We start from the raw sequence: 23,491 nt of genomic DNA, 5'->3' as shown, positions 1-23,491 counted from the left end.
GCCGGGGCCGCTCCATGCAACATCATCGAGACCGGCACCGACTCCTACCGACTGGCGCACGTCAAGGCCCAGCAGGAGAACAGCTGATCACAGCCGTCACTGCCACGGTCGCGCTCGGTACGGTGTCAGCCATGGCGGAACGAGGCGAGATGCAGGGCGGGGAGGAGCGGGGACGGCTGGGCGGCACCGTCGAGCCGCCGCCGAATGCGCCTTTCGGTACGGTGCGGGTGGTCACCGGCACGCAGGCACGGCAGGTGAACGACCAGGAGGCGCAGGACTTCGGCATCTCCACCGAGCGGGCCTGTCTGGAGATCGAGCGCGTCTTCTACGACGCCGACGACGACGTGCTGCGGCACACGGTCACCGTCGACTACAGCGGCCACCCGTACGTGACCCGATACCAGCCCACCCTCGAGGACCTCGCACGGCGCGAGTAGCCGGCCCGCCGTGGAGCCCCCACGAGCCGAAGTCCGGCGCCTGAACCAACACCCCCTCAGTCAGTAGCACGGCGTTCGTCGTTCAGGTGGGCCATGGCGTAGCCGCGTTCGTCGGGATGACGGCCCGGTCACCCATCTCGTCCGGCGCATGGAAGCGCACGGCATCGTGGTGGTACTGCCGGCGGAAGCCGATGATTCCGCCGCGACGGTCGATGCGTTCTCCGCGCGTTCGGCGCGCCCGTTGGTGGTCCTCACCCGTAACCGGGCCAACGACGTCTACCGCCATCGCTTCACCGCGGCACACGAACTCGGCCACCTGATGCTGCACGGCGACGCCACCGGCGACAGCACGCCAGTGCTGCGACTGGTGTGCGAGCGTTCACGGATTTCCTCACGACCGAGGCCTTGAGCGTCCCGTAATTCCCCAGGCCGAGGTCCCCTCTCGACGGGGCGCTCCTTCGGGGAGCGTGGTGAGGGCAGCCACGAGTTCGAAACCCCACTCGGGCGAACGAAGGGCTCCACCACTGACGGTGGAGCCCTTCGTCATGCCGTGATGCCGGTGGACTTCTGGGCTCGCGCCGCGAGCTCAAGGCCTGCGCGGCCGTCACTCAGCGTAGTTGGAGCACGCTCCGGACGCCGGCGTGGTCGGAGGGCCACAGGCCTGACGGGGTGCGGTCTGCCTGTGTGTGGCCCACCAGGGTGACCGTCAGCGCGTTGACGCTGCCGCGGAGGAGCACGTAGTCAATGCGCTGGCTGAGGCTGGAGGTGGGGTTGCGCAGGTCGGGAGTCTGGCAGCAGGTGAAGCCGGGGTTGCGGCCGCGGGTTGCGGTCCAGGCGTCGGTGAAGCCGGCAGCCAGCAGGTGGCTGTAAGTCTGGGTGGCGGTACCCGGTGTTGCGCCGACTCCACCGGCGGCCGAGTTGAGGTCGCCGAGGAGGACGGTGGGAAGTCCGGTGTCCAGCGGGCCGTCGAGCAGTTCGTCGGCCTGCGCCTCCTGGACAGTGCGGGAGAGGGGATCCAGATGGGTGCTGACCACCCGAGTGGTGTGCCCGCGCAGGGTGGCATCGGCAGCGACCCAGCCGCTCAGGAACCGGAGGGGGTCATTGGGCGGGCAGCCCAGCACCGGGCTGCAGATGGGGACGTGGTTCTGGAACTGCGCCCACTTCGGGTTGGCCACGGAGAAGACCCGCGCGGGCAGGTCGGTGCGGGCCAAGAGTACGTTGCGGTCGGTGAGGCGGATGTCCTGCAGGCCGGCAGGCGTGGACCGCGGTGCCTCGAAGTCGCTGAGTCCTACGGTGGCCACGGCCGCATAGTGCTTGCTCTGGGCGGAGAGCTTGTCGAGGAGGATCTGCAGGAAGTCGTACTCGATGTGGGTGGCGCTGCCCGGTCCGGCCGGGGTCTGGCTGCGCCAGAGTACGGCTTCCTGCAGACCCAGAGGTGGGGGTCGCTGTCGGCGATCTCGCCGGCCAGCGCCTCGGCGCTCGGCGCCCGAGACCCTTGACTGCCCTCCAGGTCACCGCCATTATATGTGCCACATCCTGGCATATCATTCCACTCTTCGGCATTCAGCTCTCAGAGGGATCCTGCCGATGTGAGGTGAGGCCTCGAAGGCAGGTTTGAGCGGGTGTCGCCACCGCGCCGCATGCCCTGGGAAATGCAACCTCGCCCGATTCGCGAAGGAGACGGTCCGCTGTGGATGCCATCGACGAAAAGATCATCACCGAGCTGACCCGCAACGGCCGCATCTCGCATTCCGAACTGGCGAGCAAAGTGCTGTTGTCCCGCAACGCGGTGCGCCAGCGCATCGAACGGCTTGAGCGCGAGGGGCACGTCGCCGGTTACACCATCGTCCGAGCTGGCGGTGACACCAGCGACGTGGTGTCGGCGCTCGTACTGGTTTACCGCCAGGACCGTATGCGTGGCGGCGATGTCCTGGCCGCGCTCAAACGCATTCCGGAGGTCGCCATCTGTGAAATCCTCAGCGGCGACTTCGACATCATGGTGCGCCTGGAGGCGGCCTCGCTGGAACGCATACGGAACATCTGGGAGGACATCGCCGAGATGCCCGGCGTACGGGACACGGTCACGGCGCTCACCTTGTCCAGGGTTGTCAACCGGCCGCGAGGAGAGCGGAGTTCTGTGGCGGCGGGGTGAGCAGCGCGGTGGCCTGCTCCCGGCCACTGCGCTGCAGGACGGATCTTCAGTGTCTCGCCACTCGCGCTCGGGTCATTGGACCACGTCAGTGAGGTGGTTGATGCAGACGACTTTGGGCTGGGTCATCTCCTCGAAGGCGAAGCGCACGCCCTCGCGGCCCATGCTGCCGTACTTGAATCCGCCGAACGGCATGGCGTCGAAGCGGTAGTCGGACGAGTCGTTGATCATGACTCCGCCGGCTTCCAGCAGCCGGGCCGCGTTCAGGGCGTGGTCCAGGCGCGAGGTGAAGAGGGCCGCGTGGAGGCTGTAGTCGATGGCGTTGGCCTGCTCGATGGCATCCTCGAAGGACGTGAACGGCTGCAGCGCGACGACCGGGGCGAACACCTCCTCCTGCCAGATCGAGCAGGTCGTCGGGACGTCTTCCAGGACGGTCGGCGCGTACAGGGAGCCGTTGGCGTCGTTGCCGCACAGCAGCACCGCGCCCTCGGCCACAGCCGTGTCGACCTTGGCCCGGGTGGCGGCCGCGGCCTCCTGGGTGATCATGGGGCCGACGTCGGTGCGCTCGTCGAGCGGGTCGCCGACGCGCAGCAGCGCGGTACGGGCGACGAAGGCGTCGCGGAAGCGCTCGTAGACCTTGCGGCCGATCAGGATCCGCTGGGTGCCGATGCAGTTCTGGCCCGCGGCCCAGAACGCGCCGGAGACGCAGGAGGTCACGGCCTCGTCCAGGTCGGCGTCGTCCATGACGATGACCGGGGCGTTGCCGCCCAGGTCCATGGCGAGCTTTTTCAGGCCGGCCGTGCGGGAGATGGCCTCGCCGGTGGTGAATCCGCCGGTGAAGGAGACCATGCGCACGTCGGGGGCGGCCACGATCGCGGCGCCGATGCCGGCATTGCCGTTGACGACGGTGACGATCTCCTCGGGCAGGCCGGCCTCGATGAGGGTGTCGACCAGGCGCAGCGCGGACAGCGGCGTCAGCGCGGACGGTTTGAGGATGACCGCGTTGCCGCCGGCGATGGCTGGGCCGAGCTTGTGGGCGACCAGGTTGAGGGGGTCGTTGAACGGAGTGATGGCGGCGATGATGCCCAGCGGTTCGCGGGTGAACCAGCCCTGCCGTTTCTCCGAGCCCTCATAGGAATCGAAGGGGATGACCTCGCCGGCGTTGCGCCGTGCCTCGGCCGCGGACAGGGACAGGGTGTTGACCGCGCGGGCGACTTCTTTGCGGGCCTGGGTGATGGTCTTGCCGGCCTCGCTGACGATCAGCTGGGCGAAGGACTCGGCGCGCCGCTCGATCAGGCGGGCGGCGCGTTCCAGGACAGCTGCCCTGGAGGCGCGGGACAGCGCGGCCGCGGTGCGGCGCCCGCACCTGGCCTGCTGCAGGATGCCGCCTGCGGCGCCCGCGTCGACGGTGGGCACCGAGGCGATGACCTCGCCGGTGTAGGGGTTGCGCACGGGCGTCGTGTCGGTGCCGAGTTCGATGCCGGGCGGCACGGCGGTGTCAGACACGGTGAGTCTCCTTCAGAACGGGGCGCGTGGGGGCGGTGTCGTCGTCCGTGTGCCGCTGGTGGATGGCGATGATGTCCGACAGCAGGGCGTAGGCGGTCTCGATGCGGCCGGCGCCCGGCCCGCAGACCGTGACGGTGCCGAGGAGGTCGGTGTGGAAGGCGACCGCGTTGAGGGGGCCGGAGATCCCGGCCAGCGGGTGCTGGGCGGGCAGGGCCAGCGGAGCGACGCGGGCATCGACGCTGCCGTCCGCATGGCGGGTGGCGGAGCCGACCAGCTTCCAGCGCAGCCCCTTCGAGGCCGCGTCCCGCACCTCGTGCGGGGTGATCGCCAAGATGCCCTCGCAGAAGACGTCCTCGCGGCGCAGGTCGGCGCCGAGGACCTCGTTGGCCAGGATCATGACCTTGAGCTGGACGTCATGGCCCTCGATGTCCGCGGTGGGATCCGCTTCGGCGTACCCGAGCTCCTGCGCTTCGGCGATGGCCGCCGAAAGCTCGATGCCCTCTTCGAGGCGGCCCAGGATGTAGTTCGAGGTGCCGTTCATGACACCCTGGACGCCGGTGATCTGAAGGCCGCCGAACATGCGCTCGGCGGTGCGCAGGATGGGGGTGCCGCTGAGGACCGAGCCCTCGAACTCGAAGCCGACACCACGCTCGGCAGCCAGCTGCTTCAGTGCGCGGCCGGCGAGTGCGACCGGTCCCTTGTTGGTGGTGCACACATGCTTGCCCGACTCCAAAGCCCAGCGCACATGAGAAAGGGCAGGCTCGCCGTCGGTGGGATTGGTGAACGTCGCCTCCACGACGATGTCGGCCGGGACCTCACGGATCACCCACTCGTTGCGCGGATCCGCACTACCACCGGCCAGGCCCGCGAAGTTGAGCTCCCCGGGCTCGCCGGCCAGCAGCGGCGCCAGATCGATGCCGTCGGTGTCCACCAGGGAACCGGCCCGCAGATCGGTGATCGCCACCACCCGCAGGGAGAAGCCCAGCTCCTTGGCCAGGCGCTCCCCGCTCTGGGATATGAGCTCGGCAAGCGCGCGATTGACGCCACCGAAGCCGATGAGGGCGAGATCGTATCGGCCCATGAGATCGCTCCTTCGCAGTCCGCCGCCTCCACGGTGCGGCTGCTCAAAGCCTCACTGTCCGGCCTGTCACCCGCTCCATGCCGCAACGACCGCACGGCATGTCGATCTGCACCGTTGTGATGACGATTCGCCCACCCTGGGTCCGGCGACTCACGAGGCCGTGCAGTGACGGCAAAGCGGCAACCACTCCCGCACGCACGGGGCGCTGTTGGCCGCTTCCTTCTGTTTTTCCGGGGTCGGTTCTCGCTACAGGCCCACGACGGGGGCTAGTTGGGAGCGGAGGGTGCCGGCGTGGGGCTGCAGGGTGCCGTCGAAAGCGGCGGATCCGATGGTGAAGGCGTCGGCTCCGGCTGATGCGAGTGCCTGTATCTGGTCTCTGTTGGTGATGGAGCCGGCGACGACCAGACGGCCGGTGGTGGCGGCGCGGGCGGCGCGGACCAGGTCGAGAGGGTCTGCATCGGTGGCGCGGTAGGCGAGGAGGTCGACGCCGGCGCAGCCGGCGGCCTCGGCTCGTCGGCAGTCGTCGGCGATGCGGTCCGCGTTGCCGGCCAGGCGGGTGGGGTGCCCCAGGGGTTCTCCGGCGAAGGGCAGGTAGCCGATGGATGTGCCGTACAGGAGGTGGAGGGTCTCCTCGATCCAGGTTCCTCCCATCAGCCAGTCGACGCCGAGTTCGGTGGCCGTCCGTACGGAGGCAAGTGCCTGGTCCCGGTGGGTGCTGACGACTTCGAGGTAGGTGGTGGCGCCCATGTTTTTGATGCGGGTGTGGAGCTTGGAGAGGGTGTCGGGGTCAACACCGATGTCTTTGAATCCGATGTGGGTGATGCCGAGGTCCTCGATGGTGTCGAGGACCTCGAGGCAGTCGGTGACGGTGCGGTCGTCGCGGGTGAGCATGAAGATGAAGTCCATGGTGTCCTTCGGTTCCTTTCCGGGGCTGATGTGAGTCGGTGGGTCAGGGGCGGCCCGGTGCCCCTGAGGACAGGCGGTCGGCGTGGGTCAGGGCGGCGAGCAGGCTGGTGTGGTCGGCCGTGCCGAGACCGGCGATGTCGAAGGCGGTGCCGTGGTCGACGCTGGTGCGGACGAACGGCAGGCCGATGGTGATGTTGACGCCGTGTTCGATCCCGAGGTACTTGACGGGGATGAGGCCCTGGTCGTGGTACTGGGCGACCACGGCGTCGAAGGCTCCGGCACGGGCTCGCATGAAGACGGTGTCGGCGGGCCAGGGTCCGCTGGCCTGGATGCCTTCGCTCTGCGCGGCCTGGATGGCGGGGGTGATGATGTCCAGGTCCTCGCGGCCGAAAAGGCCGTTCTCCCCTGCGTGGGGGTTGAGGCCGGCGACGGCGATGCGGGGGGCGGGCAGGCCGCTGCGCTGGAGTGTGCGGTGGGTGAGGCGGATGATGTCGAGTACACGCGGGGTGGTGATCGCGTCGATAGCGGTACGCAGTGACTGATGCACGGTGACCAGGACGATCCGCAGTTCGTCGGTGGCCATCATCATCGCGTAGTCCGTGGTGCCGGACAGGTCGGCGAGGATCTCGGTGTGACCGGGGAAGGGCACGCCGGACATCCGCAGCGCTTCCTTGTTGATCGGCGCGGTCACCAAAGCCCGTACCTCGCGGGCCATCGCGAGCTGGATACCGCGGCGGACATACTGGAAGGACGCCGCTCCGGCTCGGGCGTCGAGTGTGCCCCAGGGCAGGTCGGCCGGAAGGCCGTTCTCGGCGAGGACGTCCACCGTGCCGGGTGCGAACGTCGCCTCTTCGACCGATGAGATGGGGCGGAGTGCGAGCTGGGTGTCGGCGGTCTTGTTGGCGCGGTCGAGGACGTCCATGTCGCCGATGACGATGACGGGCACGGTGCGCCGGGGATCGGCGAACGCTTTGAGGGTGATCTCGGGGCCGATTCCGCAGGGGTCGCCCATGGTGATGGCGATCGGGGTCATGTGTGCTCTCCTGGGTCGGGGCGTTGTCGGATGAGGTGGCACAGGCGCAGGAGCAGGGCGTCGTCGCCGAAGCCGCCTGCCTTGATCAGCACGGAAAGGGGGAGTGAGCCGGTCAGGGATCCACGGACGACGCCGGGTTCGGGTTCGTCGAGCAGGTCGATGCCGGTAGCGCCGAGGGGCTGGAGCACGGTGGTGGCCGTTTCTCCCCCGGTGATGACGAGTGCGTCGACCGTGTGGTCTTCGGTCAGCGCCTTGACGACCGCTGCCTGGGAGCGGGCGAGTACTTGCGCGGTCTGGGGCGTGTGGCGTTCATCGGGTGTCTGCAGGGTGAGGATGGGGGCCGTCAGGTCTCGCAGCGTCTCCACGGCCGGGGCCGGATCGGCGCTGACGGTGACACCCTGGGCGTCCGCCCTGGTGTGCAGCGTGGCCAACTGCCGTCGGGTCGCCGGGTTGGTGCTGCCGACCACGATCAGTGGACGTCGGGCTCGGGCCGGCAGTGATGCGGTGCTGCCCGTAGCGCGTGCACACCTTCGGGCCAGGGCGGCCGCCAGACCCGGGGAGCCGACCCACAACACGTCGTCAAGCCGCGGCACCGCTGCCACCAGACTGTCGAGGTCGCCGTCTTCGGTGGCGGAGCAGACGATCAGGTCACCGTTTTCGATCAGTTCGGGCAGCTCGGCTGCGCGGTCCGGCAGCGCGAGAACGGCCTTCGGGAACAGCATGGTGAGGTCCGAGCAGCGCACGGGGTGTACCGGGTCGCGGGCATAGTCGCTCTTGTGGACCGGTACGCCCCGCACGTACTGGACCCCCTCCACCGTCACTCTGCCCTCCGCGGGGAAGGCCGGAGCGATGACGACGGCCCGCCTCCCCGATCCCGCCCATGCAGCCCGGACCTCTGCCGTGACATGACCGCGCAGGGTGGAATCCACGGTTTTGAAGAGCAACTCGGAGCCGGCGAACAGGCGGGCCGCCCGCCACGTACGCGAAGCGGCGGCCTCCTCGTCCAGCACCCGGCTCCCCAGGTCGACCGCGCTCACGCCCACGGCGTGCCGCGGCACGCTTGCTGGGGTGGTGAGCAGTATCCGGGCGTCGTGGCCTGCCTGGCGGAACGGCCCGGCACCGTCCCCCGCGCTGGTGAGGTCATCCGCCAGGATGACAATTTCCTGCCGTACGCCGTTGCGGGATGTCATGCCCCACCTCTCCGTCAGCCGCTCTTCCCTGTGACCAGATCAATAGTCATTCAGATGAAAGAGCAGGACAAACGATTCATTCTCACAAGACCTGTGAGTAGAATTCACGCATGCGATGGCCGGACCTTCCTCCTCTGAATACTCTGCTGCCCTTCGAGGCGACCGTCCGGCACGCGAGCATGACCGCGGCGGCACAGGAACTGCACGTCACGCACGGCGCGGTGAGCCGACAGATCCAGAACCTGGAACGGTCCCTTGGAATATCACTGTTCGAGCGGCAGACACGCGCCCTGCACCCGACCCCACAGGCACGCCAGCTGGCGGCCGTCGTGCGGGACGCACTCGATCAGCTCGATGCGGCAGCCCGGCAGATCACACACCGCACACCCGCAGGACCGCTCACCCTCTCGTGTGAGCCCACACTCCTGATGCGATGGCTCATTCCCCGGCTTCCCGATCTGGCCGTGAACGTGCCGGACGTCGCCGTCCACCTGTCCGCGGGCGGCGGCCCCGTCTTCTTCGAGCGGGACGACATCGACCTCGCGATCCGCCGGGACGACTTCCCGTTCCCCGAAGAGGCGAGCCGGACCCGCCTGTTCGCAGAGCGGATCGGCCCCGTCTGCCGACCCGATCTCGCGGCCCGCCTGACCGGCTCCGCCAGTGTGTCGCAGGTAGTCCTTCTGCACACCGACACACGTCCGCGGGCGTGGGACGACTGGCGGCGTATCACCGGCATGGAAGCAGAGCCCGCCTCCCAGCAGACCCTTGAACACTTCTACCTGACCCTCCAGGCGGCCGCGGCAGGCGTCGGGGTCGCGATCGCCCCGTATGCCGTTGCCCGCGACGACCTGGAGCGAGGGCAACTCGTCGCACCCTTCGGGTTCGTCCCCGACGGCACCAGCTACCACCTCCTCAGCCGTCAATCACCCGAGCAAGACGGACGCGTCCACCGGCTGACGGCATGGCTGCGGGCCCAGACGAGCCAGCTCGAGAACGATTCCTAGGGCATTCCCAGGACACGATTCCGGTGTATTGGGGACAGGCGTATTCAGAACGCCGTGTAGCCGCCGTCCACGGGAAGCACGGCGCCGGTGACGTATGACGACTCGGGGCAGGCGAGGAAGAGGACCGCGTCGGCGACCTCTTCGGGGGTGGCAAGCCGGCGGAGCGGGATGGAGTCCTCCCTCACGCGCCGGTAGGCAGCGGGATCCGGACGTCGCTGGAACGAAGCCTCGATGATCGGCGTCGCGGTCAGACCTGGCGCCACCACGTTGACGCGGATGTTGTGGGAGGCCCATTCCATGGCAGCGCCGCGCGCGAGTGCGATGAGGCCGCCCTTGGCTGCGGAGTACAGGGTCTGGTTCGGCATGCCGACCATGCCGAGGCGCGAGCTGACGCACACGATCGACGCTCCCGGCTCGGGAGCCAGCGGCATCAGGTGTTTCATGACCAGGAACGCGCTGAGCAGGTTGCCGTGGAGCACGTCGCGCGCGGCGTCGTAGGTCATCTCTTCGAGCGGGCTGGAGGCCTGCAGTCCATGGCAGAGGACGACCACTCCCACGTCGCCCAGGTGGTTCGCTGCTCGGTCGGCGAGCTCGCAGACGAAAGCCTCGTCGTTGAGGTCGCCCGGGAGGTAGAGGTCCTCCGGATGGTTTTCGGGCAGCTCGGGCCGCCGTCCGGTCAGCAGGAGATTCGCCCCCTCCCGGCGGAAATGGGAGGCCACAGCCTGACCGATCCCACTTGATGCACCGGTGATCACGGCGTTGACGTCCTGGAGTCTCATGTTCGTTCCGATCCAAGAAGTGGTGGTTTCGTCGTCGAGCGTGGGCTGTCTGTTCAGGCCAGCACCTGGCCGCGGCCTGCGACGGTTTCGGGCTGCAGCAGGTCCGCGAGCGTCTCAACAGACAACAGTCCTCTTTCCAGGACGAGTTCGGCGACGCCGCGGCCGGTGGCGAGTGCTTCCTTGGCGATGTCGGTGGCGGCCGTGTATCCGATGTGCGGGTTGAGGGCGGTGACCAGGCCGATGGAGTTCTCCACGCTCGCGCGCAGCGCCTCCGTGTTGGCGGTGATGCCGTTCACGCAGCGCTCGGCGAGGGTGAGGCAGGCGGCGCGCAGGTGGGCGATGGACTCCGACAGGGAGTGCAGGATGATCGGCTCGAAGGCGTTGAGCTGGAGCTGTCCGGCCTCGGCGGCCATGGTGATGGTGACGTCGTTGCCGATCACCTCGAAGGCGACCTGGTTGACGACCTCGGGGATCACCGGGTTCACCTTGCCCGGCATGATCGACGAACCTGCCTGCACCGGCGGCAGGTTGATCTCGCCGAGCCCGGCGCGCGGCCCCGACGACAGCAGCCGCAGGTCGTTGCAGCTCTTCGAGAGCTTGACCGCGACCCGCTTCAGCACCCCGGACATCTGGACGAACGCCCCGCAGTCCTGGGTGGCTTCGACCAGGTTGGCGGCGGTGACCAGCGGCAGCCCGGTGATCGTGGAAAGGTGACGGCGGGCCGACTCGGCGTATCCGGCGGGGGCGTTGAGGCCCGTACCGATCGCGGTGGCGCCGAGGTTGATCTCATGGATCAGCTCGACCGCCTCCGCGAGGCGGCTGCGGTCCTCCTCGATCATCACGGCGTACGCGGAGAACTCCTGCCCGAGCGTCATCGGCACCGCGTCCTGCAACTGCGTACGGCCCATCTTCAGCACATCGCGGAACTCGACCGCCTTGCGGGCGAAAGCCTCCTGCAGCACGGTCATCGCCTGGAGCAGCTCATGCACCGCGAACACCGTCGCGACCTTGACGGCGGTCGGGTAGACGTCGTTGGTCGACTGACCGAGGTTGACGTCCTCGTTGGGGTGCAGGTGCCGGTACCGGCCCTTCCCGTGGCCCAGGAGCTCCAGCGCCCGGTTCGCGATCACCTCGTTGGCGTTCATGTTCGTCGAGGTCCCCGCACCACCCTGGATGACGTCCACCACGAACTGCTCGTGCAGCTTGCCCGCGCGGATCTCCCGGCACGCCTCGACGATCGCGCTCGCCTTTCGCGGCTCCAACAGGCCCAGTTCCTCGTTGGCGAGGGCGGCGGCCTCCTTGACCGCGGCCAGGGCGTCGATCAGATGCGGGTGGGCGGAGATCGGAGTGCCGGTGATGGGGAAGTTCTCGGTGGCGCGCAGGGTGTGAATGCCCCAGTACGCGTCGGAGGGGACGTCCCGGTCTCCGAGCAGGTCGTGTTCGCTGCGGGTGACTGAGGCGGTCATGGCGGGAGGGGCCTCCTTTCTCGGAGCACTTCAGGCATGGGTGGAAGGGCGGCAGCATCACTGCGTAATCGGCCCCCGTGACGACATCCCCGTGACCGTTTGCGGACACGTCCCCGCAGCCTCACCGCCGACGTGGGTGCTGTGGCGCCGTGTCGCCGCGGGTCAGCAGCCGAGCAGCTTCGGCAGTTCCGTCAGGTCGGGCAGCTCGTCGTAGGGCTGGTAGTCGGCGCTGCCCGGGCGGCCGTAGCGGTTGATCCACACGCGGCGCTTGAGGCCGAGCCCGCGGGTGGGGATGAGGTCGTACTCCCAGCCCTGGGCGGTGTGGATGATCTGGGACGGCTCGACACCGATGGCGTGGAAGGCGTGCTCGAAGGTCTGCCGGTCGGGCTTGTAGGCACCGGCCTGCTGGGCGGTGATGACGTGGTCGAACTCGACGCCGATGTTCTCGACGTTGCGTGCGATCAGGTTGTCGTTGGTGTTGGAGATGATGGCGATCTCGTACTTGGTCTTCAGCTGTCGCAGGGCGTCGGGGACCTCCGGAAAGGGGCCGAAGGTGGGGACGGCCTCGACGAGGGCGTCGCCGTCGCACTCGCGGTACTCCAGGCCGTGCAGGCGCATGGCGTTGCGCAGGCTGGAGTGCAGGATCTCGTGGTAGGGGCGGTAGGCCTCCAGGACGGCCTGGAAGCGCATGACGCGCAAGTCGTCGAGGAACTCGTCGACGTCCAGGTTGTCCAGGTCCAGCCGGCCGGAGTCGGCAAGGATTTTCAGGGTGGTGGGGCCGAGCTGGAAGTCGATCAGGGTGCCGTAGGCATCGAAGGTGACGATCTCTCGCACGGGTGCAGCCTCGATTCGCGGATGTCGAAGAGCTGGGCTTTAGACGATGCGCTCGCCGGGGGCGACGATCGCGTCGAGTGCGGCCAGGTCGGCCGCGTCGGGGACCCAGCCGGCCGCCGCCGCGTTGGCCGTGACCTGCTGGGGAGTCATGGAGCCGCAGATCATGGAGGCGACTGCGGGGAGCGCGGCCAGGGCGCCCACGGCGACCTGGAGGAGGGTCAGGCCGCGCTCGACGGCGTACGCGGTGAGGGCCTCGACTCGGTCGAGGGCGGCGTCGGTGAGCCAGCCCTGCCGCCAGGACAGCCTGCTGCCGGGCGGTGGTTCCTCGCCGCGCCGGTACTTGCCGCTGAGCAGGCCGTTGGCCAGCGGGTAGTAGGGCAGGAAGCCCACGCCGTGGCGCAGGCAGGCAGGGATCAGGTCGTTCTCGGCCTTCCGGTCGAGCAGGTGATAGCGGGCCTGGCTCGAGACGAAGGCACCGGTGAGCTGCTCGGCCGGAAGGTTGGAGCACCCGAGGTACCGGATCTTGCCCTCGGCCACGAGTTGTTCCAGCACGGTGACCGTCTCCTGAAGCGGGGTGACGCCGTCGGTCTCGTGGTACTGGTACAGGTCGATCCGGTCGGTGCCGAGGCGTCGCAGGGAGGCCTCGACGGCGTACCGGATGTAGGGGCCGGCGCCGCGCCGGCCGTACAGGTCGGCCTCGGTACTCATCTGCATACCGAACTTCGTGGCGAGGACGACGTCGTCACGGTGGCCCTTGAGGGCGGCGCCGAGGAGGCGTTCGCCGTCGCCGCGTGAGCCGCCGCCCTTGCCGAGTCCGCCGTACACGTCGGCGGTGTCGAACAGTGTGATGCCCGCGTCGAGGGCGGCCTGGACGACGGCCTTCGTACCGTCCTTGTCGAGGCGGCTGCCGAAGTTGTTGCCGCCCACGCCGACCACCGACACGGTCGGGCCCCGCTCTCCGATGAGGCGGTACCTCATGCTCAGTTCCGGAATCCGATGCAGACGTTCTTCGTCTGCAGGTAGCTGGACAGGCCCTCGATGCCCTTCTCCCGGCCCCAACCGCTGTGCTTGTAGCCACCGAAGGGAAGCTCGACGCCCGTGCCGACACCGGTGGCGTTGACGAAGACCTGACCGGCCCGGATGCCCTCGGCCAGACGCATGGCCTTGTCGATGTCGCGGGTCCACACATAGGAAGCGAGGCCGTACGGACTGTCGTTGGCGATCTCCAAGGCCTCGGCCGCGTCGTCGAACTCGATGACGGTGACGACAGGACCGAAGATCTCCTCACGCGCGCAACGGGCCTGGTTGTCCAGTCCGGTCAGCACGGTCGGCTCGACGTAGTACCCGTCGGCCAGCTCAGGGTCCGCAGGGGCGCCTCCGCCGGCCCGCACAACGGCGCCCTCCTCCCGCGCCAGTTCCAGATAGCCAAGGACTCGGTCCCGTTGCCGCGCGGCGACGAGCGGGCCGACATCCGGGTCGGTGAGACCCGGGCCGATACGCAGGGAGGCAGCGTGTGCGACGAGCTTGTCCAGGAACTCCTCGGCGCCGCGCTGGAGCAGCAGCCGTGTACCGGCCGAGCAGGTCTGCCCGGCGTTACCGAACGCGGAGGCGGCCACGGCTGCCAGCGCCAGGTCGAAGTCGGCGTCGGCGAAGACGACGACCGGGGACTTGCCGCCCAGCTCCGTCACGGAGGGCACCACGTTGGCGGCGGCGGCCTGGGCGACCTTGATGCCGGTCGGCACCGAGCCGGTGAAGGTGACCTGGTCGATGCCGGGGTGGCCGGCCAGGGCCGCGCCCGTCTCAGCATCGCCGGGGACGACGTTCAAAACACCGGGCGGGAGGCCGCACTCCAGGGCGATCCTGCCGATCTCCAGCGGGGTGAGAGGTGCCTCCGGGGAGGGCTTGAGGACCACCGTGCAGCCTGCGGCCAATGCCGGAGCGGAGCCCCGAGCGGTGTTCTGCAGTGGGTAGTTGAACGGGATGATCTGGCCGGAGACACCGATCGGCTCACGGACGGTGTAGTCGATCAGACCGGGGCCGAGCGGGATGGTCGTGCCGCCGAGCTTGTCGGCGACACCGGCGTAGAACTCGAAGTAGCGGGCGGCGGCCTCCACGTCCCGCTGGGCCTGGCTGAGCGGCTTGCCGACGTCCTGGCTCTCCAGGCGGGCCAGCCGTTCGCCCTGGTCGCGGATCGCCTCGGCGATCCGGTAGAGCAGTCTGCCCCGGTCGGCGGCGCGCATCGCGGCCCATTCGGGTGCCGTGAAGGCCGCGCGCGCCGCCGCTACGGCCTGGTCCACGTCCGCCTTGCCGGCCAGCGCGACCTCGGTGATGGCCGTGCCGTTCGACGGGTCGACTGCGGTGAGCGTGCGGCCGTCAGCGGCCGGCACCTGCTTGCCGTCGATCAGCAGGTCCATGTGCCTTGTCTGCTCTCGTTCGCTGGTCACGGCCGGATCTCCCCTTCAACGGCACCGAAGATGACTACTTCGTCGCCGGGGCGCACGGTCCGGATGCGGCGGACCCAGAGCACGATGCCGTCCTGCGGGGCCGACACCTCTTCGAGGGTGTTGCCGTAGTGGTCGGTGATGGTGGCGATCAGGTCGCCCTCCTTGCAGTTCTCCCCCGGCTCGGCGTGAGCGACGAAGAAGCCGCCGGCGGCGGAGCGGGCGAAGGTGCCGGAGACCGTCGTGTAGGAGTCCCGCAGCTCCGCCTCGCCGTCGGTCATGCGGAGTCGGCGCATGATGTTGCGGATCGAGTTCATGTGGTGCGCGACGTTGACCTCGCGGTACGTGGCGCCACCGCATTCGATGGTGATGGCGGGCTTGCCGGCCTCGAGGACGGGGTGGCGGATCGTGCCGCCCCACTTGCCGCCCTTCCAGACCAGTTCGTGCCCGGCGGCGAGGGCGATGTCCGTCGCCAGGTCCTCGTATCCTCCCTGGAGGATGACCAGCGGGGCGATCTCGCCGTAGGCGCCGCCGGTGTGCAGGTCGACCACGGCATCGACGGCGGGGACGACCTGCTCGACGAAGGTGGCGGCCAGACGCTGGGAGTACGAGCCCTCCGCGTCGCCGGGGAAGATCCGGTTGAGGTTCAGGTGGTCAAGGCCGCTGGCGCGGGCGGCCGCCTCGAAGGCGGGGGTGTTCATACAGGGGATGCCGACGACAGTGCCGCGCAGGGTGGCAGGGTCGATCTCGGCGAGGACGCGGCGGATGGCCTCCTGGCCGTCGTACTCGTCGCCGTGCACGCCCGCGTCCACGCACAGGACCGGGCCGTCCTCGGTGCCGTTGACGACGATCAGAGGTATGCCGAGCTCAACGCCGTAGCTGCTGGTGCCGACGGGGATCAGACCCTGGGCGCGCTCGCCGGGGGCGACGGTCAGCGGACCGATGGAGTACATGTGGTTCCTTTCCAGAACGTGCGTCAGATGGAGCCAACGCTTCGGCGAGGCGGGACGACGAGGTGGTCTTCCCCGCGGAGCCGAGCGATTCGTGGGTGGTCAGCAGGTGCCGTTGAGCAGTGGTGGTCATACGGCCTCGCCCCCAGGAGTCGCGACCCCCACCGTGTTCTCGACCGACAGCAGGGAGTCCTGCCGTCCGGAGCCGAGCCAGCGCACCAGGGCCACCAGACCGAGGGCCAGGACCGCGAAGGCGATGAGAATGGCGCTGATCGCGGTCACGCTGGGGTCGATGTCGAAGGTCAGGGAGTTGTAGACCTGCACCGGCAGGGTGACGGTGTCGACGGAGGAGAGGAACTGGGAGATGTAGAACTCGTCGAAGCTGGTGATGAAGGAGAAGATCGCCGCGGCGATCATGCCGGGGGCGGCGAGGGGGAAGGTGATCCGCCGGGCGATGGTCATGCGGCCGGCGCCCATGCTGGCGGCGGCGTCCTCGAGGCGTTCGTCGATGCCTCGCAGGGTCGCGATCAGGATGAGCACCGCGATCGGTGAGGCGAGCACGGTGTGGCCGAGGGCGATGGCGAGCGGGCTGCCCAGCATCGCGGCGGGTTCGAAGAGCAGGAACAGGCCCAGGGCGGTGACGATCTGCGGGATGAGCAGCGGTCCGAGGACCAGGGCGTAGACCGCGGAGCGCAGCGGGAGTTCGCTGCGGGTCAGGGCGGTCGCCGCAGTCACGCCGATGATCAGTGAGAACACGGTGCTCAGGCAGGCGACGAACGCGCTGAGTGTCAGGGCGGTCGGCCATTTGCTGCCGTCGGCGAACAGCGCCTTGTACCAGTTCAGCGTCCACGCCTCGGGAGGGAAGGCGGCGAAGGCGTTGTTGCTGAAGGAGGTGACGATGATGACGACGATCGGCAGGGCCAGGAATAGCAGGATCACGGTGGCGATGGCGGTCAGGGCGATCCGCCCGGCCATTGTGCTGCGCAGTTGCATCATGACGCGCTCCTCTTCCTACGGCTGGCGCCGAGGGAGCTGACGAGCTTGACCAGCAGCAGTCCGGCGAGGGTGAGCAGCAGCAGGATGACTCCCTGAGCGGCCGCCCCGTTCCACTGGTTTTCCTTCGTCACCTGCTGGTTGATGAGGGTGGCGATCATCGTCTGCTTCGGGCCGCCCATCAGGGCGGGGGTGATGTAGTAGCCCAGCGACAGGATGAAGCTGAGCAGTCCGGCACTGGCAAGGCCAGGGGCCACCAGGGGCAGGTAGATGCGGCGGAAGATCGTCACGCGTCCGGCGCCCATGCTGGCCGCGGCCGCGAGCAGGCGGCGGTCCACGCCGCGCATCACGCCGTAGAGCAGCAGAACGGTGTAGGGCAGCATCATGGAGGTGGTGCCGATGACCACGCCGAGTTCGTTGTAGAGCAGCTGGAACGGTGCCCCCGGTACCGGCAGGCCGGTCAGGGTTTCGTTCACCAGGCCCTTGTCGCCGAGGAGGATGATCCATCCGTAGGTGCGTACCAGGGCGCTGATGAAGTGCGGGACGACAACGATCAGCATGGCCAGTGCGGCCCACAGGGGCTTGAGCCGGGAGATCGCGTTGGCCAGGATGAACCCGAAGACGAGGCTGAACAGCGCCGTCTCCGCGGAGATCCGCAGCGTGGTGAACAGGACGGAGAGGTTGACCCCGGTCAGCGCGTCGGCGTACCAGTGCAGCGTGAATGACCCGTTGGCGTTCTTCAGGCTGAGGAAGAGTGTGCTGAAGATCGGGTAGATGAACAGCACCAGCAGGTAGACGACGACCGGCAGTGCGTAGAGGACCCCGGCCCGGGTGCGGCGGGAGGCAAGGAGCTTGCGCGGGGGCGCGGGTGCTTTGGTGGTGAGGGTGGCGGCCATGGCTCACCCTGCCTGTTCGGTGGGGAAGAGGTTGACGTCGTCGGGGTCGGTGGTGATCCCGACGCGTTCGCCGGTGACGGGGCCGCGGCCGGCCGGTACTTCCAGGCGCAGCAGCGGTGCGTCAGTGCCGTCGATGCGCACGCCGGCGCGGACCAGGGTGCCGACGTAGGTGGCGGTCTCGACCGTGCCGGTACAGAACCCGTCGTCGGTGGCGCAGGCCCGCAGTCGGCCGGGTTGCACGGCGACCTTGACCTGGGTGCCGGAGACGAGGTCGTGCCGGCGCGCCTTGATCAGGCCGGCACTGCTGTCGATGCGGATCAGGGTGTGCGCGTCGGTGTGCTGCTCGATGCGGCCGGGCAGGAAGTTGGCCGCGCCGAGGAAGTCCGCGACGAACGGGGTCCTGGGCCGTTCGAACAGCTCCCGGGGCGTGTCGAACTGCTCGATGAGGCCGTTGCGCATCACCGCGATGCGGTCCGACATGACCAGCGCTTCTTCCTGGTCATGCGTCACATAGATGACGGTCAGGCCGAGTTCCCGCTGGATGGCCTTGATCTCGACCTGGAGCTGGTCGCGGAGTTTTTTGTCCAGCGCGCCCAGCGGTTCGTCCATCAGGATGACCGGCGGGCGGTAGACCAGTGCCCGGCACAGGGCGACACGCTGCTGCTGGCCGCCGGACAGCTCACGCGGCTTGCGGCCGCCGAAGCCGGACAGGCCCGCGATCTCCAGCGTCTCCCCCACCCGCCTGCGGATCTCGTCCTTCGGCACCCCGCGCAGCGTGAGCGGAAAGGCGACGTTCTCGCTCACGCTCATGTGCGGGAACAGCAGGTACTGCTGGAACACGAAGCCGAGGTTGCGTTTTTGCGGGGCGAGCTTCGTGACGTCGCGGTCTCCGACGGTGATGGTGCCGGAGTCGGGTTCGCAGAACCCTGCGATCATCATCAGGGTCGTGGTCTTGCCCGACCCCGAGGCACCGAGGAAGGTGACGAACTCCCCCGCAGCGATCTCCATGGACGCCTCGTCGACCGCGACGACGTCCCCGTAGGTCTTGCGCAGGGCCACCACCGACAGCGCTTTGCCCGTCGCTGTGGTCCGAGCGCCTGCGACCGGTGTGACGGACGGTGCGGCGATACCGAATTCAGCCACGAGCCCACTCCAGCCAGCGCTTGGTGACGGCGGCCTCGTTCTTCAGCCACCAGTCCATGTCCGTGTCGAAACCCTTGTCGTAGTACTTCGGCGCACCCGCGAGTGCGTTGCGCTGGTCCTCGGTGAGCTTGGCGTAGGCCACCGGGGAAGACGGGTTCGACGGGAAGAACTTGACGAGGTTGGCCTGGATCTCGGGACGCAGCGAGAAGTCCATGAGCTGGTAGGCGGCGTCCACGTTGGCCGCGCCCTTGGCGATGGCATAACCCTGGAACTGGCGGCGCATACCGTTGAGCTGCCGCTCCACCGGGACGCCCTGCTTCTGCAGATCGGCGACCCGGCCGTCCCAGACGGTCGACATCGTCACTTCCTGGCGGCTCAGCAGCACACCGGGCAGCGGGCCGCTGTCCCAGAACTTCTTGATGTCCGCCCGCAGCCGGGTCAGCACCTTGAAGGCACGGTCCACATCCAGCGGGTACAGCTTGTCCATCGGGACGCCGTCGGCCAGCAGCGCGAACTCCAACTCCGGCAGGTCACCGTCCGGGCTGACCATCGCGCGGCCGCCCTGGAATGCCTTGGTGTCCCAGAAGTCCGCCCACGACTCGGGCTTGCGGCCGTCGAAGGCGTCGGTGCGGTACGCGATGCACTGGCCGTAGAAGGAGTTGCCGATGGCGTGCTCGGTGATCTGGTTGTCGGGGATCTTCGCGCTCTTCAGGCTCTTGACCCGGCCGAGGTCCAGCGTCTCCAGGGCGTCCTGCTTGACATACTTGAGGTGGGACATCATCGCGTTGTTGATGAGGTCGCACTGCGGGCGGCCCTGCTTGATCTGCGCGAGCAGCGGGGCGTCGTCCAGGTTCAGCACCTTCACCTGGATGTCGGTCTCCTTGGTGAAGGGCGTGTAGATCGCCTTCTGCACGGCCGCGCCGTAGGAACCGCCGCTGTCGCGGACGACCACCGTCTTGCCGCCGCCCTTGCCGCCTCCGGCCGACGCACGGCTGGTGCCGGTGCCACAGGCAGCGAGGGACGGAAGAGCGGCGAGGGCGGCCAGGCCGCCTGCTCCGCGCAGGAGCGTTCTACGGCCGATCACGGGATCACTCATGACAAATCTCCTGGAAGTAGCGCATTGAGGGCCAGCTCAGCGGGATAGGGGGAATCAGGGGGGTCGATGGGGTATGCAGCGCGTCAGTCGCGGGGGACGGCGATCTCGGCGAGCAGCATGCCGAGGCGGACAGTGAGCCCGTTCATGCCGTAGATGACCGTTCCGGTGGTCGGGGCGGCGACCTTGTGCTCGGTGCCGTCGGCCGGGTCGATGACGTGGCCGATGGTCTGTCCTTCGGTCACCTCGTCGCCTGCGATCGCGTCCGGGTACCACAGGCCGGCGACCGGGGAGACGATCTCGCCCGTCCAGACCCACTCGCGGGGCTGCAGGGTGACCGGTGCGAGGTTCTGCGGGGCCTCGATGACACCGAGGTGGTGCAGCAGCCGGTACAGGCCGTCGAGGAGCCTGCGCACGATGGCAGGGTCCCGGTCGCCGAGCTGCCCGGTCTCGATGAGGATGCCGGGGATGCCCTGGCGGTTCGCCGCGGCGTGGCTGTTGCCGCCGTCCGGGAGGGGGCGGGGCATGACCCGTTCGTAGCCGACGGCGTGGGCCATTGCCTTGATCTTCGCGGCCAGCTCGGCATCGGAGGTCACGCGGTAGCCGACGAAGTCGAGCAGGTGCTGGTCGATGCCGCCGCTGTGCAGGTCCACGTAGGCGTCGGCGCCGTTGACCACGTACTCGAAGAGCCAGGCCGCCATCCGCTCGGTGGGGCCGCCCTCCTTGTCGCCGGGGAATACGCGATTGATGTTGACGCCGTCGAGTGGGGAGATGTTGAGCCTGCCCCCGTAGACGGCCGGCGGGTTGGCCACGGGGCAGATCACCAACTGACCGGTGATGTCGTCCGGTTCCAGCAGCCCGGCCAGATGGGTGGCGCCGTCGATGCCGATGAATTCGCCGCCGTGGACACCACCGGTGATCACGACCCTGGGTCCGGGACGGGAGCCGTTGACGAGGATCAGGGGAACGTCCGCTGTGGTGGTGCCCAGGTCAGCGGTCAGGCTCCCGCGGGTCTTCTGGCCGGGCTCGGCCCGCAGCGGGCCGATGGTCAAGGTCATGTCTTACCTCGTAGTGAACTCAGGCCTCGGTGCGGCCGTTTGTGGTGATGAATTCGATCGGCTGGGAGGTGCGGCCCTCCAGCGCGAGGTCAGCGGCGATGTCGCCCATGGCGGGTGAGATCTTGAAGCCCTGACCGGAGAAGCCGGCCAGCAGGACGATGTCGTCGCAGCCCTGCAGGGGGCCGACCAGCGGCCGGGTGCTGCCGGTGTAGCCCTCCATGAAGACGGACAGCCGTACCGGGTCGGGGTTCAGGCCGGGCAGGTAGCGCCCCACCGCCATGGTGAAGGCCTGCAGTTCCTCCGGTGCGACGGTCCGGTTCAGCCGGTTCGGGTCGTCCACGGGCTTGTGGTACGCCTGGGGCAGGCCGAGCTTGACAGCCAGGCCGTCCGGGGACGGGATGCCGTAGAAGGGGAACTCGCCGCAGCGTATGAAGGCGGGACGCTCGGTATCCGCCGGGTGGTCCTGATGAGGCAGGAACCAGGCGCTGATCGCGCGGTAGATGCTCACCTCCCACGGCAGGTCGGGCAGCAGGTCGCCCACCCACGGGCCTGGGGTGACGACCGCGGCGTCGAAGCGCTCCGCTTCGGTGTCGGTGCGGATCTCCACGCCTCCCCCGGCAACGGGAGTGATGTCCCGCACCGGGGTGTAGCGGCGGATCCGGGCACCGAGCTCCTCCGCGCGCCGGGCCGCGGTCTGGACCGTCAGCTCGGGGCGGACGAAGCCCGCGTGGGAGTCGAGGACCACCAGGTCGCCGTCGTCGACGCGGAACTGCGGGAAACGCTTGGCCATCGCCTCGGTGTCGAGCACCTCATGGTCGAGGCCGTGCTCAGCGATGCCGTCCATGACGGTACGCATCTCGGGGTCGTCGGCCGGCCCCATGACCAGGGCTCCGGTGAGCCGGCGCAGTTCCCGCCCGGTCTCCGCCTGCAATTGCTGCCAGAGGGCGTCGGCGTGCCGGACGAGCGGAACGTAGCGGCCGTCGTGGGTTTGCACGCTGCGGAAGACCCTGGTCTCACCGCCTGCGGCGCTGCGGTCGTGACCGGGGGCGAAGCGGTCGTAGGCGACGACCTCGGCGCCCCGGGCCGCCAGTCGCCAGGCGGCCTGACTGCCCATGGTTCCCGTTCCGACGACAGCGACGCGCTTTCTGGTGGCCATGTGGTTCTCCCTGTGCATGTACCGGGTGGTGGCCGGGCGGGGTTCAGGCCTCGGTGCGGCCGACGGTCGACATGAAGTCGATGGGCTGGGAGGAGGAGCCCTCCAGCGCCAGGTCCGCGGCGATGTCACCGAAGGCCGGGGAGAGCTTGAAGCCGTGGCCGGAGAACCCGGCGAGCAGGATCATGTTCTCGTTGCCGGCCCCGGGCAGCGGACCGACCAGCGGTCGGGTGCTGTCCGTGTAGCCCTCCATGAAGACGGACACGCGGGTCGGGTCCGGGTGCAGGTCCGGCATGTGACGGCGGATCAGCTCCGCGTAGATCTCCAGCTCCTCCGGCTGGACGGTGCGGTCCAGGGCGTTGGGGTCGCCGGCCGGGCGGTGCAGGTCCTTGCTGAGCCCGAGCTTGACGGAGATGCCGTCCGGGGAGGGCAGTCCGTAGCAGTGGGTGGGGGTGGTGCGGATGAAAGCGGGACGCTCTTCGCCGAACCAGGCGTCGGTGGTGGGCACGAACCAGGCGCTGATCACGCGGCGGATCTGGACATCCCACGGCAGGCCGGGGAGCAGGTCGTTGACCCACGGGCCGACGGTGACGACGACCGCGTCGAAGTGCTCGCTTCCGGAGTCGGTGTGGATCTCCACCCCGCCGTTCACCGGCGTGATCTCCCGCACCGTCGTGTAGCGGTGGATCGTGGCACCCAGCTGCTCGGCGCGGCGGGCTGCGGTCTGAACGGTCAGCTCGGGACGGATGACACCGGCGCGGCGGTCGAGCACGACGGCGTCGCCGTCTTCGAGCCGGTACTGGGGGAAACGTTTCGCCAAGGTCTCGGCGTCGAGCACTTCGTGGTCGAGGCCATGCTCGGCTATGGACTCGAGGACGGTGGCCATCTGCTGTTCCTCGGTGGACCCCATGAGAAGGCATCCCGTGAGGGTGCGCAGTTCGCGGCCGGTTTCCTGCTGGAGCTGCTCCCAGAGGACGTCGGCGTGCTGGAGCAGCGGAACCCATCGGGAGTCCTCGAAGTGGGCGCTGCGGAAGATGCGGGTCTCACCGCCGGCAGCGCTGCGGTCGTGGCCGGGGGCGAACCGGTCGTAGCCGACGACCTCGGCGCCCCGGGACGCGAGCCGCCAGGCGGCCTGGCTGCCCACTGTTCCGACTCCGACGACGGCGACGCGCTTCCTGGCTGCGGACACAGGGCTTTCCTTTCGTACCGCCGGGCCGCATGCTGGGCCCCGAGCGTGAGGATGGTCGATTTGCGGCGGCTTGGAGGGGCGAGCCCTGGAGGCCTCGATCGCTCGCATCCGTCCGGGTTCGGGGATCCCCCAACCCTCGGAACTTTTCTGCCGTGCCACATTGTGGAATGCTGTGCTAGGATCTGGCACA

General features: G+C 68.7%; 23 protein-coding genes. 4 read left to right on the top strand and 19 right to left on the bottom strand.

What is annotated here, in order from left to right:
- Positions 1 to 131: 131 nt before the first annotated feature.
- Both AWZ10_RS41535 and AWZ10_RS41530 read left to right on the top strand, forming a co-directional pair.
- A complete protein-coding gene (locus AWZ10_RS41535; RefSeq protein WP_159058547.1) occupies positions 132 to 437 on the top strand; it encodes a GntR family transcriptional regulator in 306 nt (101 codons plus the stop codon).
- Positions 438 to 585: 148 nt separating this feature from the next.
- Complete coding sequence (locus AWZ10_RS41530; RefSeq protein ID WP_060893674.1) at positions 586 to 846, top strand: ImmA/IrrE family metallo-endopeptidase; 261 nt, start codon at positions 586 to 588, stop codon at positions 844 to 846.
- Positions 847 to 1,045: 199 nt separating this feature from the next.
- Here AWZ10_RS41530 and AWZ10_RS41525 read toward each other — a convergent pair whose 3' ends face one another.
- A complete protein-coding gene (locus AWZ10_RS41525; RefSeq protein ID WP_060893673.1) occupies positions 1,046 to 1,738 on the bottom strand; it encodes an endonuclease/exonuclease/phosphatase family protein in 693 nt (230 codons plus the stop codon).
- 389 nt (positions 1,739 to 2,127) lie between these two features.
- On the opposite strand from AWZ10_RS41525, the gene AWZ10_RS41515 reads away from it, so the two are divergent.
- Positions 2,128 to 2,589: an Lrp/AsnC family transcriptional regulator gene (locus AWZ10_RS41515; protein WP_079104652.1), complete on the top strand. Its 462-nt coding sequence runs from the start codon at positions 2,128 to 2,130 to the stop codon at positions 2,587 to 2,589.
- A 72-nt stretch (positions 2,590 to 2,661) separates the two neighbouring features.
- On the opposite strand, the gene AWZ10_RS41510 is transcribed toward AWZ10_RS41515, so the two are convergent.
- From AWZ10_RS41510 to AWZ10_RS41490, 5 genes are all read right to left on the bottom strand, one after another.
- The gene (locus tag AWZ10_RS41510) at positions 2,662 to 4,092 is read right to left on the bottom strand and encodes an aldehyde dehydrogenase family protein (protein ID WP_079104651.1); all 1,431 of its coding nucleotides are present in this window, start codon (positions 4,090 to 4,092) and stop codon (positions 2,662 to 2,664) included.
- Positions 4,085 to 5,173 (bottom strand): homoserine dehydrogenase, encoded by a 1,089-nt coding sequence (locus AWZ10_RS41505; RefSeq protein WP_060893670.1) that lies wholly within the window; start codon positions 5,171 to 5,173, stop codon positions 4,085 to 4,087. The genes AWZ10_RS41510 and AWZ10_RS41505 overlap by 8 nt, the downstream gene beginning before the upstream one ends.
- Before the next feature lie 246 nt (positions 5,174 to 5,419).
- On the bottom strand, positions 5,420 to 6,079 hold the full coding sequence (locus AWZ10_RS41500; RefSeq protein ID WP_060893669.1) for a HisA/HisF-related TIM barrel protein: 660 nt from the start codon (positions 6,077 to 6,079) through the stop codon (positions 5,420 to 5,422).
- Positions 6,080 to 6,122: 43 nt separating this feature from the next.
- Entirely contained in the window at positions 6,123 to 7,112 is a 990-nt protein-coding gene (gene pdxA, locus AWZ10_RS41495; RefSeq protein WP_060893668.1) for a 4-hydroxythreonine-4-phosphate dehydrogenase PdxA, read from the bottom strand.
- Positions 7,109 to 8,302, bottom strand: a complete 1,194-nt coding sequence (locus AWZ10_RS41490) for a four-carbon acid sugar kinase family protein (protein ID WP_060893667.1) — start codon at positions 8,300 to 8,302, stop codon at positions 7,109 to 7,111. The genes pdxA and AWZ10_RS41490 overlap by 4 nt, the downstream gene beginning before the upstream one ends.
- Before the next feature lie 110 nt (positions 8,303 to 8,412).
- Between AWZ10_RS41490 and AWZ10_RS41485 the strand changes: the two genes are divergently transcribed.
- A complete protein-coding gene (locus AWZ10_RS41485) occupies positions 8,413 to 9,306 on the top strand; it encodes a LysR substrate-binding domain-containing protein (RefSeq protein ID WP_060893666.1) in 894 nt (297 codons plus the stop codon).
- Positions 9,307 to 9,350: 44 nt separating this feature from the next.
- Here AWZ10_RS41485 and AWZ10_RS41480 read toward each other — a convergent pair whose 3' ends face one another.
- From AWZ10_RS41480 to solA (AWZ10_RS41420), 13 genes are all read right to left on the bottom strand, one after another.
- Positions 9,351 to 10,085 (bottom strand): SDR family NAD(P)-dependent oxidoreductase, encoded by a 735-nt coding sequence (locus AWZ10_RS41480; RefSeq protein WP_046703182.1) that lies wholly within the window; start codon positions 10,083 to 10,085, stop codon positions 9,351 to 9,353.
- Between the two features lie 53 nt (positions 10,086 to 10,138).
- Positions 10,139 to 11,551 carry an aspartate ammonia-lyase gene (gene aspA, locus AWZ10_RS41475; RefSeq protein WP_046703181.1) on the bottom strand — a complete coding sequence of 471 codons (1,413 nt, stop codon included), beginning with the start codon at positions 11,549 to 11,551 and terminating at the stop codon, positions 10,139 to 10,141.
- Between the two features lie 162 nt (positions 11,552 to 11,713).
- Positions 11,714 to 12,385, bottom strand: a complete 672-nt coding sequence (locus AWZ10_RS41470; RefSeq protein ID WP_046703180.1) for a haloacid dehalogenase type II — start codon at positions 12,383 to 12,385, stop codon at positions 11,714 to 11,716.
- A gap of 39 nt (positions 12,386 to 12,424) precedes the next feature.
- Positions 12,425 to 13,363, bottom strand: a complete 939-nt coding sequence (locus tag AWZ10_RS41465) for an aldo/keto reductase (protein ID WP_060893665.1) — start codon at positions 13,361 to 13,363, stop codon at positions 12,425 to 12,427.
- A 2-nt stretch (positions 13,364 to 13,365) separates the two neighbouring features.
- On the bottom strand, positions 13,366 to 14,829 hold the full coding sequence (locus AWZ10_RS41460) for an aldehyde dehydrogenase family protein (RefSeq protein WP_052769496.1): 1,464 nt from the start codon (positions 14,827 to 14,829) through the stop codon (positions 13,366 to 13,368).
- Positions 14,826 to 15,779 carry a succinylglutamate desuccinylase/aspartoacylase family protein gene (locus tag AWZ10_RS41455; RefSeq protein ID WP_046703177.1) on the bottom strand — a complete coding sequence of 318 codons (954 nt, stop codon included), beginning with the start codon at positions 15,777 to 15,779 and terminating at the stop codon, positions 14,826 to 14,828. The genes AWZ10_RS41460 and AWZ10_RS41455 overlap by 4 nt, the downstream gene beginning before the upstream one ends.
- Before the next feature lie 126 nt (positions 15,780 to 15,905).
- A complete protein-coding gene (locus AWZ10_RS41450; protein WP_060893664.1) occupies positions 15,906 to 16,772 on the bottom strand; it encodes an ABC transporter permease in 867 nt (288 codons plus the stop codon).
- Positions 16,769 to 17,665 (bottom strand): ABC transporter permease, encoded by an 897-nt coding sequence (locus AWZ10_RS41445; RefSeq protein ID WP_046703175.1) that lies wholly within the window; start codon positions 17,663 to 17,665, stop codon positions 16,769 to 16,771. The genes AWZ10_RS41450 and AWZ10_RS41445 overlap by 4 nt, the downstream gene beginning before the upstream one ends.
- A 3-nt stretch (positions 17,666 to 17,668) precedes the next feature.
- Entirely contained in the window at positions 17,669 to 18,808 is a 1,140-nt protein-coding gene (locus tag AWZ10_RS41440; RefSeq protein ID WP_046703174.1) for an ABC transporter ATP-binding protein, read from the bottom strand.
- On the bottom strand, positions 18,801 to 19,904 hold the full coding sequence (locus tag AWZ10_RS41435; RefSeq protein ID WP_046703173.1) for an ABC transporter substrate-binding protein: 1,104 nt from the start codon (positions 19,902 to 19,904) through the stop codon (positions 18,801 to 18,803). The genes AWZ10_RS41440 and AWZ10_RS41435 overlap by 8 nt, the downstream gene beginning before the upstream one ends.
- 83 nt (positions 19,905 to 19,987) lie before the next feature.
- Positions 19,988 to 20,959, bottom strand: a complete 972-nt coding sequence (locus AWZ10_RS41430; RefSeq protein WP_046703172.1) for a succinylglutamate desuccinylase/aspartoacylase family protein — start codon at positions 20,957 to 20,959, stop codon at positions 19,988 to 19,990.
- Between the two features lie 19 nt (positions 20,960 to 20,978).
- A complete protein-coding gene (gene solA, locus AWZ10_RS41425; RefSeq protein WP_046703171.1) occupies positions 20,979 to 22,115 on the bottom strand; it encodes an N-methyl-L-tryptophan oxidase in 1,137 nt (378 codons plus the stop codon).
- Between the two features lie 43 nt (positions 22,116 to 22,158).
- A complete protein-coding gene (solA, locus tag AWZ10_RS41420; RefSeq protein ID WP_046703170.1) occupies positions 22,159 to 23,301 on the bottom strand; it encodes an N-methyl-L-tryptophan oxidase in 1,143 nt (380 codons plus the stop codon).
- Positions 23,302 to 23,491: the final 190 nt, after the last annotated feature.

This window comes from Streptomyces europaeiscabiei (assembly GCF_001550375.1).
GTDB lineage: Bacteria > Actinomycetota > Actinomycetes > Streptomycetales > Streptomycetaceae > Streptomyces > Streptomyces europaeiscabiei.
This window is presented reverse-complemented; position numbering and strand designations above follow the sequence as displayed.